This window comes from Herbaspirillum sp. CAH-3, assembly GCF_009668275.1.
GTDB classification, from domain to species: domain Bacteria; phylum Pseudomonadota; class Gammaproteobacteria; order Burkholderiales; family Burkholderiaceae_D; genus Herbaspirillum; species Herbaspirillum aquaticum.
This window is the reverse complement of the sequence record NZ_VSWE01000003.1, coordinates 307,278-320,743: the sequence shown is the minus strand read 5'-3', so window position 1 is coordinate 320,743 and position 13,466 is coordinate 307,278. Positions and strand designations below refer to the sequence as shown.

Annotated in this window: 16 protein-coding genes; 9 read left to right on the top strand and 7 right to left on the bottom strand. The window is 63.6% G+C overall.

What is annotated here, in order from left to right:
* Positions 1-4 precede the first annotated feature (4 nt).
* Positions 5-805 carry a LytTR family DNA-binding domain-containing protein gene (locus tag FYB76_RS05825; RefSeq protein ID WP_154132964.1) on the top strand — a complete coding sequence of 267 codons (801 nt, stop codon included), beginning with the start codon at positions 5-7 and terminating at the stop codon, positions 803-805.
* A gap of 18 nt (positions 806-823) precedes the next feature.
* On the opposite strand, the gene FYB76_RS26560 is transcribed toward FYB76_RS05825, so the two are convergent.
* Positions 824-964, bottom strand: a complete 141-nt coding sequence (locus FYB76_RS26560) for a hypothetical protein (RefSeq protein WP_008331432.1) — start codon at positions 962-964, stop codon at positions 824-826.
* 268 nt (positions 965-1,232) lie between these two features.
* Between FYB76_RS26560 and FYB76_RS05820 the strand changes: the two genes are divergently transcribed.
* Both FYB76_RS05820 and FYB76_RS05815 read left to right on the top strand, forming a co-directional pair.
* Positions 1,233-2,984, top strand: coding sequence for a glutamine--tRNA ligase/YqeY domain fusion protein (locus tag FYB76_RS05820; protein ID WP_088756302.1), 1,752 nt, complete (start codon positions 1,233-1,235; stop codon positions 2,982-2,984).
* Between the two features lie 145 nt (positions 2,985-3,129).
* Positions 3,130-3,492: a hypothetical protein gene (locus FYB76_RS05815; RefSeq protein ID WP_034334469.1), complete on the top strand. Its 363-nt coding sequence runs from the start codon at positions 3,130-3,132 to the stop codon at positions 3,490-3,492.
* 59 nt (positions 3,493-3,551) lie between these two features.
* On the opposite strand, the gene FYB76_RS05810 is transcribed toward FYB76_RS05815, so the two are convergent.
* The 3 genes from FYB76_RS05810 to FYB76_RS05800 form a co-directional block, all read right to left on the bottom strand.
* Complete coding sequence (locus FYB76_RS05810) at positions 3,552-4,565, bottom strand: transporter (RefSeq protein WP_154132963.1); 1,014 nt, start codon at positions 4,563-4,565, stop codon at positions 3,552-3,554.
* 127 nt (positions 4,566-4,692) lie between these two features.
* Positions 4,693-4,926: a hypothetical protein gene (locus FYB76_RS05805; protein WP_088756391.1), complete on the bottom strand. Its 234-nt coding sequence runs from the start codon at positions 4,924-4,926 to the stop codon at positions 4,693-4,695.
* 240 nt (positions 4,927-5,166) lie between these two features.
* Complete coding sequence (locus FYB76_RS05800) at positions 5,167-6,462, bottom strand: solute carrier family 23 protein (RefSeq protein WP_088756304.1); 1,296 nt, start codon at positions 6,460-6,462, stop codon at positions 5,167-5,169.
* 298 nt (positions 6,463-6,760) lie between these two features.
* On the opposite strand from FYB76_RS05800, the gene FYB76_RS05795 reads away from it, so the two are divergent.
* The 5 genes from FYB76_RS05795 (at position 6,761) to sbcB (ending at position 10,794) form a co-directional block, all read left to right on the top strand.
* Positions 6,761-7,177: a DUF2721 domain-containing protein gene (locus FYB76_RS05795; protein ID WP_370516309.1), complete on the top strand. Its 417-nt coding sequence runs from the start codon at positions 6,761-6,763 to the stop codon at positions 7,175-7,177.
* A 112-nt stretch (positions 7,178-7,289) separates the two neighbouring features.
* Positions 7,290-7,592 carry an antibiotic biosynthesis monooxygenase gene (locus FYB76_RS05790; RefSeq protein WP_034335716.1) on the top strand — a complete coding sequence of 101 codons (303 nt, stop codon included), beginning with the start codon at positions 7,290-7,292 and terminating at the stop codon, positions 7,590-7,592.
* 204 nt (positions 7,593-7,796) lie between these two features.
* Positions 7,797-8,372, top strand: coding sequence for a DUF3828 domain-containing protein (locus FYB76_RS05785; RefSeq protein WP_154132962.1), 576 nt, complete (start codon positions 7,797-7,799; stop codon positions 8,370-8,372).
* Positions 8,373-8,601: 229 nt separating this feature from the next.
* Positions 8,602-9,216 (top strand): hypothetical protein, encoded by a 615-nt coding sequence (locus tag FYB76_RS05780; protein ID WP_154132961.1) that lies wholly within the window; start codon positions 8,602-8,604, stop codon positions 9,214-9,216.
* A 141-nt stretch (positions 9,217-9,357) separates the two neighbouring features.
* Positions 9,358-10,794 (top strand): exodeoxyribonuclease I, encoded by a 1,437-nt coding sequence (sbcB, locus tag FYB76_RS05775; protein WP_154132960.1) that lies wholly within the window; start codon positions 9,358-9,360, stop codon positions 10,792-10,794.
* A gap of 19 nt (positions 10,795-10,813) precedes the next feature.
* On the opposite strand, the gene FYB76_RS05770 is transcribed toward sbcB, so the two are convergent.
* The gene (locus FYB76_RS05770; RefSeq protein ID WP_088756310.1) at positions 10,814-11,140 is read right to left on the bottom strand and encodes a DUF3861 domain-containing protein; all 327 of its coding nucleotides are present in this window, start codon (positions 11,138-11,140) and stop codon (positions 10,814-10,816) included.
* Positions 11,141-11,174: 34 nt separating this feature from the next.
* Positions 11,175-11,804, bottom strand: coding sequence for a PadR family transcriptional regulator (locus tag FYB76_RS05765; protein WP_154132959.1), 630 nt, complete (start codon positions 11,802-11,804; stop codon positions 11,175-11,177).
* Positions 11,805-12,045: 241 nt separating this feature from the next.
* Here FYB76_RS05765 and FYB76_RS05760 point away from each other — a divergent pair, with 241 nt between their 5' ends.
* The gene (locus tag FYB76_RS05760) at positions 12,046-12,636 is read left to right on the top strand and encodes a peroxidase-related enzyme (protein ID WP_154132958.1); all 591 of its coding nucleotides are present in this window, start codon (positions 12,046-12,048) and stop codon (positions 12,634-12,636) included.
* A gap of 293 nt (positions 12,637-12,929) precedes the next feature.
* Here FYB76_RS05760 and FYB76_RS05755 read toward each other — a convergent pair whose 3' ends face one another.
* Complete coding sequence (locus FYB76_RS05755) at positions 12,930-13,430, bottom strand: nucleoside 2-deoxyribosyltransferase (RefSeq protein ID WP_154132957.1); 501 nt, start codon at positions 13,428-13,430, stop codon at positions 12,930-12,932.
* Positions 13,431-13,466: the final 36 nt, after the last annotated feature.

Here is a 13,466-nt window from a genome sequence, read left to right as displayed (position 1 = left end):
CACCATGGCCGCGCCCACTGCCCTGATTGCCGAAGACGAACCGCTGCTGGCCAACGCGCTGCGCCAGGCCCTGGCGCGCTGCTGGCCGGAATTGCCCGCGCCGCATCTGGCGGCCAATGGCGATGAAGCGCTGGCGCAGGCGCTGGCCCTGCTGCCGGATGTGCTGTTCCTGGATATCAAGATGCCCGGCCGCAGCGGGCTGGAGGTGGCCGGCGACTTGGCCGAGGAATGGCCGGCGGGGCGCCCCTTCCCGCTCATCGTCTTCGTCACGGCCTACGACGATTACGCCCTGCAAGCCTTCGAGCGGGCAGCCATCGATTACCTGCTCAAACCCGTCAGCCAGGACCGGCTGGCCGTGACGGTGGCGCGCCTGCAAGGACTGCTGGCCCAGCGCGCCGGCAGCGGCCAGGACAGCCACCTGGAACGCGCATTGGCGCAACTGCGTGCGCTGTCGGCGCCCACCGTGGATGACGCGCCACCCCGGCTGGACTACATCCGCGCGGCGGTCGGCAACAAGGTGAAGATGATCCCGGTGGACGAGGTGATCTATTTCGAGGCCACCGACAAGTATGTGAATGTGGTCAGCGCCGAAGGCAGCGCGCTGATCCGTACCAGCCTGCGGGAATTGATCCCCCAGCTCGATGGCCGCCAGTTCTGGCAGATCCATCGCGGCACCGTAGTCCAGGTGCGGCAGATCCAGGCGGCCATGCGGGAGGAGAGCGGCAAGCTCTTCGTGACCCTGCGCGACCGCCCGGAGAAACTGGCGGTGAGCCGCCTGTTCGCCCATCTGTTCAGGCAGATGTAGCGGGGCGCTGCCCGGCCATCAACGGCCATAGTAATAACCGGGACCGTAATAAGGACGGTAGTAATGCGGCTGCGGCGGGCCCACCGGCACCACCACGCAGGCCGACAGCGTGGCAGCGGCCACGGCGGCAGCAACGATCAGCTTGATCCAACGGCTCATGATGCACTCCTTGTGTCTTGGCGTTTTTGTTCACTGCGCCCGGCGGGATGCCAGGCCACGCTCGCAGAGTGCCAGCCGCAATGCCTGACAGGTAATGCATGGACGTATCTTCTGTAACAAGAACCGGTAAAAAAACTTCATATCGGCTCCAGCCGCGTTGTCAGCGGGCAAAAATTCCCGCAGGAACGGCCGCAACGCCCGTGGAAGCGGGCAGCTGCGGTAAAATGCTTGCCATCTGAATAAACAGGCATTCCTCCCGATTCATCCCATGAGCAACGAACTGAAAAACGGTCACACCCCTGCCCCCTCCACCAATTTCCTGCGCGGCATCATCGAATCCGACCTGGTCTCGGGTACTTATGCCGAGCGCAGCAGCCAGGATGGCGAGGCCCTGCCCCAGGTGGTCACCCGTTTTCCGCCCGAGCCGAACGGCTACCTGCACATCGGCCACGCCAAGTCGATCTGCCTGAACTTCGGCCTGGCCGCTGACTACGCCGGCCGCTGCCACATGCGTTTCGACGATACCAATCCCGAGAAGGAAGAACAGGAATACGTCGACACCATCCTGGACTCGGTCAAGTGGCTGGGCTTCTCCTGGGAGCATGAAGGCAAGTCGCACCTGTACTACGCCAGCAACTATTTCGACGTCATGTACGCCTGTGCCCAGGCCCTGATCCGCAAGGACCTGGCCTATGTGGACGAGCAGAACGCCGAACAGATGCGCGAAAACCGCGGCACCCTGACCGAACCCGGCAAGAACTCGCCGTGGCGCGACCGCCCGGTGGAAGAATCGCTGCGCCTGTTCGAGGAAATGCGCGACGGCAAGCATCCGGATGGCTCCATGATCCTGCGCGCCAAGATCGACATGGCCAGCCCCAACATGAACCTGCGCGATCCGGCCATCTACCGCATCCGCCACGCCACCCACCACAACACCGGCGACAAGTGGCGCGTGTACCCGATGTACACCTTCGCGCACCCGATCGAAGATGCGCTGGAAAACATCTCGCACTCCATCTGCACCCTGGAATTCGAAGACCAGCGCCCGTTCTACGACTGGCTGCTGGAGCAACTGGCCGGGGAAGGTTTCTTCAAGAAGCCGCTGCCGCATCAATATGAATTCGCCCGCCTGAACCTGACCTACATCATCACCAGCAAACGCAAGCTGCGCCAGCTGGTGGATGAAAAGATCGTCTCCGGCTGGGATGACCCGCGCATGCCGACCATCGTCGGCCTGCGCCGCCGTGGCTACACGCCCGAGGCGATCCGCCTGATGTGCGACCGCACCGGCGCCTCCAAGAACAACAGCTGGATCGACTTCAGCGTGCTCGAAGGTGCGCTGCGCGAAGACCTGGATCCCAAGGCCCCGCGTGCAGTGGCCGTGCTGCGCCCCTTGAAGCTGATCATCGACAACTTCCCGGAAGGCGTGTCCATCGATTGCAGCGCCCCGGTCTATCCGCCGGCGCATCCGGAGCACGACACCGCGCACCGCCACTTCCCGATTACCAAGGAACTGTGGATCGAGCGCGAAGACTTCATGGAAGAACCGACCAAGGGCTACTTCCGTCTCTTCCCCGGCAACAAGGTGCGCCTGCGCTACGGCTACGTGGTCGAATGCACCGGCTGCGACAAGGATGAACACGGCAACGTCATCGCCGTACACTGCAACTACTTCGAAGACAGCAAGAGCGGCACCGAAGGCAGCTCCAACTACAAGGTCAAGGGCAACCTGCACTGGGTCAGCGCCGAACACGCCCTGGCCACCGAAGTGCGCCTGTACGACCGCCTGTTCTCGGACCCGCATCCGGATGCCGGCGGCAAGGACTTCCTCGCCGCCCTGAATCCGAACTCCAAGGAAGTCATCACGGCCTACCTGGAGCCGACCCTGAAGGCCGCCAAGCCCGGCGAGATCTACCAGTTCGAACGCCACGGCTACTTCGTGGCCGACCGCGTCGATTCGACCGAGGGCCAGCCGATCTTCAACCGGGCCGTGACACTCAAGGACAGCTGGGGCAAGTAAGCCCGAACAGCTAACGTCGGCCCCGGGAGGGTCCGGCCAGGGGAATACGGCCGCATGGCCACGCGGGCGGCAGTGCGCCAGCCGCCCGTGCCAACGGGATGGCGCAGCTTGATGGCCAAGGCCACAAGCGCAGCAAGGGGAACGCATGTTCGAGCAGATCAAGATCCAGCGCCTGTCGATGTCATCCATCTACAAGCTGCTGGCCGTGGGGACCACGTTTTCGCTGGTGCCGTTTTCGACGCTGATGGGCGTGCTCTCGCTGTTCGGCGCACAGACCATCACCTGGGACGGCAAGCACCTGATCGGCTATGACGGCCTGATTGCCTCGCCCTTCATCGGCCTGTTCCTGTCGGCCTTCATCACCCTCTTCCTGGGCACCATGTGCTGTATCGGCCTGTGGCTGTATTCGCTGTGGCGTCCGCTGTCGCTGAAGGTGGAGCCGGTGGACAACCTGGACATCGACAAGCTCATTCGCGAGAGCGAAGAAGCGATGGCCACGCGCGACTGAGCAGCGACGCGCAGGGCCGCCACCGCAGCCGCCCGGCTGCGGTTCGGACGGTCAGGGCATCAGAAGATCTTCATCCACTTCAGGAAGGCCACGGTCGCAACGCCCAGGCCGCCCATCAATCCCATCACGATCCAGAACGATGTCTCGTCATGCAGGCCCGGCAGACCTGCCACGTTCATCCCGAAAATCCCCGATACCAGCGTGGCCGGCATCAACAGCGCGGTCAGGATGGAGAGCGCCATCAGGTTGCGGTTCATCTGCTCCGACATCTGTGAGGCGATCTCTTCCTGCAGCAGCTTGGCGCGTTCATAGACGGCTTCCACGGTGGAATGCAGCTCGTTGAGTTCATCAAGCGCATGGGTCAGGTCTTCCAGCGCCTCGCGCGGTACCCAGGCCGGGCGCAGGCGCTGGAACTGCGCCAGGATGCGGCGTTCCGGCGCGATGAAGCGGCGCAGTTCGGCCAGTTGGCGGCGAATGCCGGAGAGCTCGGCACGGTCTTCGGCACGGCGGTCCGAAAGCACCGAGAATTCGATGTCGTCGACCTTGTCGTTGAGCTTGTCCAGACGCGCATTGAAGCCGTCGGCCAGGCAGCGCAGCAGCTCGGCAAACAGGTCCATGGGATTGTCGAAGTCGCCGCCATCGAGCACCTTCTGGCGCAGCATGTTGGTCGAGATCAGCGGCTGGGTGCGCAGGGTCAACAGGCGCGTGCGATCCAGGTAGAAGTGCAGCGCGCCCTTCTCGGTGCCGGTGTCGCCGATCTCCATCTTCATATCGGTCAGCGTGCCATAGACCCCCTCGGGGGTGGCATGCAGGCCCGGATGGGTGTCGCTGCTCAACAAAAATTCAGTGATGTACTCGGGAATGTCGCTGTGATGGGCCAGCCATTGCTGGATCTTCACATCGGCCGTCTTGACGTGCAGCCAGGTGAAATCCGGCGTACTCGGATGATAGTCGATGACTTCATTCCAGTTCATCTGGCGCGCATGGCCCTCTTCGAAGCGGAAAGCGCAGATGAATCCGGCCGGCTCATAGAGCAGGTGCAGGGCTTGCGGGGTGTCCGGCGGATTGTGCATGGGCGGGCGGGTCGGGAATGGGCCAGGGGCAATGAACGACCCCGCATTCTAACGACCGGTTTTGACAAATTTGTGACAGCGCCATGACGGGCGCCGGGTGCCGGCCGCTTCCCGCAGACTCGCCGGCTCAGTAATTGAAGTTGCGGTTGCCCCAGGCTTCGCGGGCAGCACCGCAGACCCGGATCTGCGCCTCGTTCATGCCGGACGTGCCGTTCAACTGGCACTGGTCGGAGACCGATTTGGCCTCCTCGATATTCTTGCGGAAATAGGCGTAATCCTTCTTGCCGGCCACGGCGTCACAAGCCGAGAGCAAAGGCAGGGCGATGCACAGCAGCGCTGGCAGGCGGAGGGCGGAGTTCATGCGGTGATTCCCCTGAAAGGCGGGCCAGGCCCGCGACAGGCAGCGGCTGGAATGCGCTTCCGGCCGGCCCTTCCCCGGGGCCATGGCGGCGGCGCTGCGCTGCAACGCGACAGAGTATAGACAGCCACTGAGGATTGCTCAACGGAAATCTTCACTCTCCTCACATCATGGTAGAACAAAAAAGGCCGGTCACCAGGACCGGCCTTGCCGCTGTTGCATCGGCGTCTTGTCAGGATGAAATCATCCGCGACGCTTGAGCAGGGCGTGCAGGATGATGGCACCGAAGGTGGCGGTCCCGATGCCACCCAGCGCGAAGCCGCCCATCTTCAGCGTGAAGTCGCCGGCGCCCAGCACCAATGTAACGGCGGCCACGATCAGGTTGGTATTGTTGGAGAAATCGACCTTGTTCTCGACCCAGATGCGGGCACCCGACACGGTGATGAGACCGAACACCACGATCGACACGCCGCCCAGCACCGCGCCGGGAATGGTCAGGATGACCGCGCCGAACTTGGGCGAGAAGCCCAGCAGGATGGCAATGACGGCTGCCACCACGAAGACCAGGGTGGAGTAGATCTTGGTGACGGCCATCACGCCGATGTTCTCGGCATAGGTGGTCACGCCGGTACCGCCGACACTGCCCGAGAGCATGGTGGCCAGGCCGTCGCCGATGAAAGCACGGCCGATGTAGCGATCCAGGTTCTGGCCGGTCATGGCCGAGACGGCCTTGATGTGGCCCAGGTTCTCGGCCACCAGGATGATGGCCACCGGTGCCAGCAGTGCCATGGCGCTGCCTTGGAATACGGGCGCTGCGAAGTGCGGCAGGCCGAACCAGGCGGCGTTGGCCACGGTGGAAAAGTCGATCGGCTTGCCCAGGCCCATGCCGTTGGTCAGCACGGCGTAGAGCACATAGGCCAGCAGCAGGCCGATCAGGATCAGCAGGCGCTGCAGCATGCCGCGCGTGAATACCGCCACGAAGCCCACGCACAAGATGGTCGCCAACGCCATCCAGCTGTCGAAGCTGCTGCCAGAGACGCCCTTGACCGCGATCGGTGCCAGGTTCAGGCCGATCACCGCCACCACCGCGCCGGTCACCACCGGCGGCATCAGGGACTCGATCCAGCGGGTGCCCACGCCGGAGACGATCAGGCCGATCACCGCATACACGGCGCCACAGGCGATGATGCCGCCCAGTGCCACGCCCAGGTTGGCGTTGGGCCCGGAGCCGGCATAACCGGTCACGGCGATGACCAGGCCGATGAAGGAAAAGCTCGACCCCAGGTAGCTCGGCACGCGGCCGCCCACCAGCAGGAAGAACAGCAGGGTACCGACGCCCGACATCAGGATCGCCAGGTTGGGATCGAAGCCCATGAGCAAGGGTGCCAGCACGGTCGAGCCGAACATGGCCACCACGTGCTGCACGCCCATGGCCAGCGTCTGCGGCGCAGGCAGCCGCTCATCGGCGGCGATCACGGCCCCCTGGCCGTCGTTGGTGCTTTGGCGCAGCCGCCATTGGGGGAAATACGAACCCGACATGGAGATCCCTTTCGTTGTGGATTTGTTTTGATTTGTACGTGGATGTGGAACGGGGGCTAGTGTATTGAGCGCTCGCACAAATAACAATTGCTGCGGCGCTGCACCGCCAAAAAAATCCGTAAAAGATTTCGGCCGGCCCGCGTGCTGCCGCCCGGCGGTGCAAAAACGGCGGCCATGCCCGCCCCTTGCCCCAAAACAGATCGCCCGTTTGCGCAAACGCGGGCGTGCTTTCCCGGGCATGTTTCTTGCGCCTCGGGAGCGGTTAGAATCACGCCCCCGATTGTTCCCTGCCATGTCGATGATCAACCTCACCACCCCTGCCCTGCTGTTTCCCGCGACCTCGCTGTTGCTGCTGGCCTATACCAACCGCTTCCTGGTGCTGGCCCAGCTGATCCGCAACCTGCAGAACCAGGGCCAGAACGATGAACGCGGGCTGGTGATCCGGCAGATCCTCAATCTCAGGAAGCGCATCGTGCTGACCCGCTACATGCAGGCGCTGGGGGTCTCCAGCTTCATCATGTGCGCCGTCTCGATGTACCTGATCTTCGTGGACCTCAATCGCTGGGCCGAGGTGTTCTTCGGCATCAGCCTGATGTTGCTGGTGGCCTCGCTGCTGGTATCGCTGTGGGAAATCATGATCAGCACGCGCGCCATCGAAATCACGCTGGAAGACATGGCGCAGAAGCTGGAAAAGCGCGGCATCCTGGTCGAATGAAAGTTTTTCAGGCAGGCGCCGATCCGGTTGAAAGCCCGGTTCGGGCGAACATGTGATAATCGAGCCGCCCGGCTTGCGCCGGGCACCCCTCGACTATGCACTGGAGACCTACATGATCCTGGAACTGGCGGACATCCGCATCCAACCCGGCAAGCAAGCAGAATTCGACGAAGCCATCCAGCGCGGCCTGGCGCAGACCATCAGCAAGGCCCGCGGTTATCTCGGCCACAAGGTCCAGAAAGGCATCGAATCGCCCGAGCGCTACCTGCTCATGGTCTACTGGGCCACCCTGGAAAACCATACCGTGGATTTCCGTGAATCGCCCGCCTTCACCGAATGGCGCGGCATCGTCGGCCCCTTCTTCGCCGGTGCACCGGTGGTGGAACACTTCGCACTGCTGACCGAATCGGCCTGAGACCGCAAGCGCGCCATCGGCGCCGACGCCACACCGCGCACCGGCAGCGCCACCCGGCCCGGCGCTGCGGAACGTTTGCCGCCCGCCCCTGACTAAAGGGCAGGCCCTGGGGGCAGGCTGAACCGGCCGCCCCCACACGCAGCAACCCGATGAAGCGCCGCCATGACAACAGCGCCGGTCCGCACCGCGCGCAGGAACACCAGAATGACCACACTGCCCCGTTTAGCCTCCCCCTCCGCTCGCCCCCTGCGCGCCGGCGCCTGTGCGCTGGGTCTGCTGCTGGCGCTGTCCGGCTGCAACAACTTCAGCGGCGACGAACAGCAGCAGGCCGAGGTCATCGGCAATTTCTATCGCATCCACCTCAAGAACCACGCCCCGGGCCTGCCCTCGGCTGAAGAACTCAAGCAGTTCGAACCGCTGGTCAGCCGTGCCCTGTACTCCCTGCTGACCCGCGCCGAAGCCGCCGACGTGCGCTACCACAGCTTGGCCGGTCCGCAGGCCGCACCCATCATCGAGGGCGACGTGTTCACCTCCCTGTATGAAGGGGCGACCTCCTTTGCCGTCCAATCCTGCGACAGCGAAGCCGACCGGGCCTCGTGCCAGGTCGCCTTCCGCTACCAGAAGGAAGGCGCCGACGAATCCTGGAATGACAAGATCCTGCTGGTGCGCGAAGAGCGCCAGTGGCGCATCGACGATATCGAGTTCATCGGCAACGACCAGTCCTCGCAGCGCGAATACCTGAGCGACAACCTCACCGACGCCATTGCCCAGGCCCAATGAGCCGGCGCGGCTCGCCGGCGACGGCGCGCTGCGGAATTGGCGGCTTTTTGGCGGTGTGTTCCCGCTCTACCTGCTCTGCCGTAACGCGTAAGATGCGGCTCTGTCAGGCTGGTCGTATTGCGCCCCTCGGGCCCCGCTGTGCACCGGTCGGCAGAACATATCAAAATGACAACGGCATCATGGAACAACACGCCAGCGCGCACGAGCGGCTGGTCCAGGGAGAATCGGATTGAAGCGGATCGGTAAGACACTCATCGTCGCCGCCAGCCTGCTGCTTGCAGCATGCTCGGCCAATGAAGAGGGCAAGGCCAAGGAGCTGGTGACGGAGTTCTACCAGACCCATGCCTCGAACCGTCCCTCCGGCGCCCTGACGTTGAAGGAACTGATTACCTTCCGCCGCTTCCTGTCGGTGCCGCTGTTCGACCTGTTGAAGGATGTCTCGGTGGCGCAGGAAGCCCGCGCCGCGCAGTCCGCGGCCGAACTGGCGGCCGATCCCGATGCCGATCCCTTGCCGCCGCTGGTGCAAGGTGACCTCTTCACGGGCAATCCCAATGGCGCTTCCACCTTCCGCGTGCTCCAGTGCGAAGCGCAGGAACGCGAGGCCAGTTGTTCCGTGGAACTGATCTATAGCGACGCCAAGCTGCAGTCGCCGGCCAAGTGGACCGACAAGATCCTGATGACCCGCGATGCGCGCGGCTGGATCATCGACAACATCCAGTACGCCGGCGGCAACGCCCCCATGCGCAGCGGCACGCTGCAGGACGCCATGCGCACGCTCTTGAAACGCGACGCGGCCCCCATGGTGCCGCTGGCACCGGCCGCTCCCGCTGCGCCAGCCAAATGAGGACAGGCCGGCAACGGCCCTGTCAGGCGCGGCGCAGCAGGTCGAAATAATCCGGCTTCATCACCCGGCTAGCCCCTTGGCGCGGCGGCAAGGACGGCACAAGGCTCTATAATCGCGCGATTCCCTTAGAAGCCGTCCGCGATGTCCAATCACACCTTCCTCTGGCACGACTACGAAACCTTTGGCGCCGTGCCGCGCCGCGACCGTCCCTCGCAGTTCGCTGCCGTGCGCACCGATGCCGAGCTCAACGAGATCGGCGAGCCCATCATGCTGTACTGCAAGCCGGCTCCGGACTACCTGCCCGACCCGGTATCCTGCCTGATCACCGGCATCACCCCGCAGCACTGCCTGGAGCACGGCGTCCCCGAACATGAGTTCGCCGCCCGCATCGAGCAGGCACTGGGCGAACCCGGCACCATCGGCGTGGGTTACAACACCATCCGCTTTGACGATGAAGTCACGCGCTTCATGTTCTGGCGCAACCTGATCGATCCGTATGCCCGCGAATGGGCCAACGGCTGCGGCCGCTGGGACCTGCTCGACGTGGTCCGCCTGACCTATGCGCTGCGTCCGGAAGGCATCCAGTGGCCGACCAAGGAAGACGGCAGCGTCAGTTTCAAGCTGGAGCATCTGTCCAAGGCCAATGGCCTGGTGCATGAAGCGGCGCACGATGCACTCTCCGATGTGCGCGCCACCATCGCCCTGGCACGCCTGATCCGCCAGAACAATCCGCGCCTGTTCGATTTCGCGCTGGCCTTGCACAAGAAGGACAAGGCCGCGGCCGAAATCGGCTTGCCGGCGGCCAAGCCCTTCCTGCACGTCTCCGGCATGTTCCCGGTGGCCAACGGCTGCCTGGCGCTGATGTGGCCGCTGGGCATGCATCCGACCAACAAGAATGAAGTGATCGCCTGGGATCTGGCCTACGACCCGAGTGAACTGGCAGGCATGGATGCCGCCAGCGTGCGTGAACGCATGTTCACCAAGCGCGAGGAGATGCCTGAAGGCATGGTCCGCCTGCCGGTCAAGAGCATTCACCTGAACAAGTCGCCGATGGTGGTCGGCAGCCTCAAGACACTGTCTGCCGAGCGCGCCGCGCAACTGAACATCGATGTCGACCTGGCCCTGCGCCATGCGGAAAAGGCTGCCGCCCTGCCCGACCTCGGTCCGCTGTGGCGCGAGGTCTACCAGCGCGAGCAGGAGGCGTCGCCGGACGTGGATGAAGATCTGTACGGCGGCTTCATCGGCAACGGCGACCGCCGCCAGCTGACCCAGCTGCGTGCCTTGCCGCCGCAGGCGCTGGCCGGTGCCAGCGTGGCCTTCGACGATATGCGCCTGAATGAAATCCTGTTCCGCTATCGGGCACGCAATTTCCCCGGGACCTTGAGCCCCGAGGAAGCGCAACACTGGGAAGAACACCGCGCCGCGCGCCTGTTTGAAGGCGCTGGCGGTGCGCGTACCGTCGCGCAACTGTTCGAGCAGATCGACCAGTTGCAGGAAGAGGCGGACGACGAACGCACCCAGGAGATCCTCGGTGCGTTGTATGACTATGCGGAGATGATTGCACCGGCCAACCAGTAAGGTCCGGCGCGCGCCTGTCCTATTCGGGGGCGGCTTCGCCCTGCGCTGCGGCAGCTGCCTTGCCCTGCGATTTCAGCTTCATGATGAAGTCGCGCAAGGCCGGCTGGATATCCTCGAACAGCGGATGCTTGCGATTCTTGAGCATCACCTCCGAAAACAGTTTCAGGCCCAGCGCCAGCTGCGCGCTGGTGTCGCTGTCGAACTGCCCGTTGCCACGCAGGCGGGCGACGATACTGAAGATATCGTCATGGTTGCCCGCCTCGAAACTCAGGGGCGCATGCAAAGGCTGGCCCTCCGAGGCCGTGGCCAGGTGCTCCAGGGTGATGCGGTAGCGATGTTCTTTCATGTGAAGTTCCTTTCCAGAATCCCTGATCCGCGGATCAGGTGCGTTCCACCGCCACGGCGGCGCGGTCGATGATGTCGATGATGGCATGCAGTTCTTCCTTGGCCAGCTTGCCCTTGGCCAGGCGCGTATGCAGGGCCATGCGGAAATTCTGTACGGCGCGGCGCAGTTCGGGCGAATCGGCGTCGGGACGCTCCTGGCGGCGCAGCTCGAACTTGCGCAGCACCTGCTGCAGCAACTCGGCGTTTTCCTTTTCTTCCAGATAGGCTTGGCCCTCGGCACTGAGGGTGTAGAGCTTCTTGCCGCCGTCCTCGCCCTGCACCGAGGCATGGCCCATTTCTTCCAGCAGTGTCAGGGTCGGGTAGATCACGCCGGGGCTGGGGCTGTAGCCGCCGCCGACGAGCTGCTCGATGGCCTTGATCATGTCGTAGCCGTGGCGCGGCTTTTCTTGCAGCAGATGCAGCATCACGATGCGCAATGCGCCCTGCTCGAACATGCGCGCGCCGCGTCCGCCGCCGCCTTCACGGCCGCCGGGGCCATGATGGCCGCGCGGACCGCGGGCGTCTTCGTCGTCGAAGAGGCCGCCGCCATGATGCCCACGGTCGTGGCGCTGGTGCTTGGGGCCGTGGCCGGGCTGGCCGGGGTGATTGAATAAATGCTTGAACATGGTGTTTCCTTCTTGTCAGGTGGCTGAGGCAGCGACTGACGCACGCTGCGTGTCGATCGATATAGCCAAGATATATCTTAATTCGCGGTATTTCAAGATATATCTTAATAATATTTTAGAAGGGTTTCCAAAAAGAAATCTGAAGCAAAAAGCTTCACCGTCAGTCCGGCGACATTGGCGACGGGCCGGAAGTGCTATGGTTTTGACGCTGCATCGACAATAAATGAACAAGGAGACACGCATGACCCAATCTACCGCGTCCAATGCGCCCATTGGCCGCTTCCCCATCCCCGATCTTCATGGGCTGCCGGAGGACATCCGCAGCCGCATCCTGGCCGTGCAGGAAAAGTCCGGATTCATCCCCAACGTGTTCCTGGTGCTGGCGCATCGCCCGGATGAATTCCGCGCCTTCTTCGCCTATCACGATGCGCTGATGGACAAACCCGGCGGCCTCACCAAGGCCGAGCGCGAAATGATCGTGGTGGCCACCAGCAATGCCAACCAGTGCCAGTACTGTGTGGTGGCGCATGGTGCCATCCTGCGCATCCGCGCCAAGGATCCGCTGCTGGCCGACCAGGTCGCGATCAATTACCGCAAGGCCGACATCAGCGCGCGGCAGAAGGCCATGCTGGACTTCGCCATGAAGGTGTCAGCCAGCGCCTGGGCTGTGAATGAAGAAGATTTCGCCACGCTCAAGACGCATGGCTGGGCAGAGGAAGATGCCTGGGACATGGCCGCCATCGCGGCCTTCTTCGGGATGTCGAACCGACTGGCCAATGTGACCAGCATGCGGCCCAATGAGGAGTTCTACCTGCTGGGACGCCTGCCCTAGGGCCTGTTCACATTAAATCTGCGAGTGCGAGAGGTCGCCAAGCGTTGACTGCCTAGGCGCAGCGACGCGCCGTGGTGGTGCCACGGCAAGGAGCTGCAACAACGGCAGGCGACGCTTGGCGGCCTCTCCCGGAGGGTTGCCCCCAGAAGGCGCGCTGGCCGCGTTGCACGTCGGGGCTGGTGGCACCACCACCAGCCCCGACGCGCGCCTTGCCACCACGCCTTCTGGGGGCAACGCATCTCGCAGATTTAATGTGAACAGGCCCTAGCAGTGAGGCGGAAAAGCAGCGGCGATCAGCGCTGGCCCGCGTGCCAGCGCGCCACCCGTTGCAGGCAGTCGTGCAGGCCGTCCTGCACCAGCTCGGCGGCATGCGCCAGCATGAGGTTGCGCGGCAGGCCGAAGTCCTCGATGAACATGCCGGCATGGCAGACACCCGGCTCGGCCTGGGGCACCTGTTGCAGCAAATCCTGCGCAGGCGTGTTGTAGCACCATACCTTCTTGCCGCGTCCGACGGCATAGCCGATCTCGAAGACTGTGCCCGAGTCCGGCTCATGGCCACGGAAATCGCACACATTGGCCACCACATAATCGGCCGAGTCGATCAGCGCGATGTTGATCTCGTAGATGCGGCGTGCGACCTCGGCCTTGCTGTCGCCGCTGACCTCGTCATCACCGGGACACAGGGCGACCAGCCCGAGTTCGGCGCACCACTGCTTGATCTGCTGTTTGTGCTGCGCATAGTCGCGCTGGAAGACATCGGGGCCGGCCATGTAGATGCGGGGCTGCGGGGTCATGGTTCATCCTGTGGAATACGCGGGAACCGGCAGGAT

What these genes read in the sequence shown, in the direction of transcription:
- FYB76_RS05755 (WP_154132957.1), bottom strand. Translation starts at nt 13,430, where the DNA reads ATGACCCCGCAGCCCCGCATCTACATGGCCGGCCCCGATGTCTTCCAG.
- FYB76_RS05790 (WP_034335716.1), top strand. Translation starts at nt 7,290, where the DNA reads ATGATCCTGGAACTGGCGGACATCCGCATCCAACCCGGCAAGCAAGCA.
- FYB76_RS05765 (WP_154132959.1), bottom strand. Translation starts at nt 11,804, where the DNA reads ATGTTCAAGCATTTATTCAATCACCCCGGCCAGCCCGGCCACGGCCCC.
- FYB76_RS05800 (WP_088756304.1), bottom strand. Translation starts at nt 6,462, where the DNA reads ATGTCGGGTTCGTATTTCCCCCAATGGCGGCTGCGCCAAAGCACCAAC.
- sbcB (WP_154132960.1), top strand. Translation starts at nt 9,358, where the DNA reads ATGTCCAATCACACCTTCCTCTGGCACGACTACGAAACCTTTGGCGCC.
- FYB76_RS05805 (WP_088756391.1), bottom strand. Translation starts at nt 4,926, where the DNA reads ATGAACTCCGCCCTCCGCCTGCCAGCGCTGCTGTGCATCGCCCTGCCT.
- FYB76_RS05760 (WP_154132958.1), top strand. Translation starts at nt 12,046, where the DNA reads ATGACCCAATCTACCGCGTCCAATGCGCCCATTGGCCGCTTCCCCATC.
- FYB76_RS05820 (WP_088756302.1), top strand. Translation starts at nt 1,233, where the DNA reads ATGAGCAACGAACTGAAAAACGGTCACACCCCTGCCCCCTCCACCAAT.
- FYB76_RS05770 (WP_088756310.1), bottom strand. Translation starts at nt 11,140, where the DNA reads ATGAAAGAACATCGCTACCGCATCACCCTGGAGCACCTGGCCACGGCC.
- FYB76_RS05785 (WP_154132962.1), top strand. Translation starts at nt 7,797, where the DNA reads ATGACCACACTGCCCCGTTTAGCCTCCCCCTCCGCTCGCCCCCTGCGC.
- FYB76_RS26560 (WP_008331432.1), bottom strand. Translation starts at nt 964, where the DNA reads ATGAGCCGTTGGATCAAGCTGATCGTTGCTGCCGCCGTGGCCGCTGCC.
- FYB76_RS05815 (WP_034334469.1), top strand. Translation starts at nt 3,130, where the DNA reads ATGTTCGAGCAGATCAAGATCCAGCGCCTGTCGATGTCATCCATCTAC.
- FYB76_RS05825 (WP_154132964.1), top strand. Translation starts at nt 5, where the DNA reads ATGGCCGCGCCCACTGCCCTGATTGCCGAAGACGAACCGCTGCTGGCC.
- FYB76_RS05795 (WP_370516309.1), top strand. Translation starts at nt 6,761, where the DNA reads ATGATCAACCTCACCACCCCTGCCCTGCTGTTTCCCGCGACCTCGCTG.
- FYB76_RS05810 (WP_154132963.1), bottom strand. Translation starts at nt 4,565, where the DNA reads ATGCACAATCCGCCGGACACCCCGCAAGCCCTGCACCTGCTCTATGAG.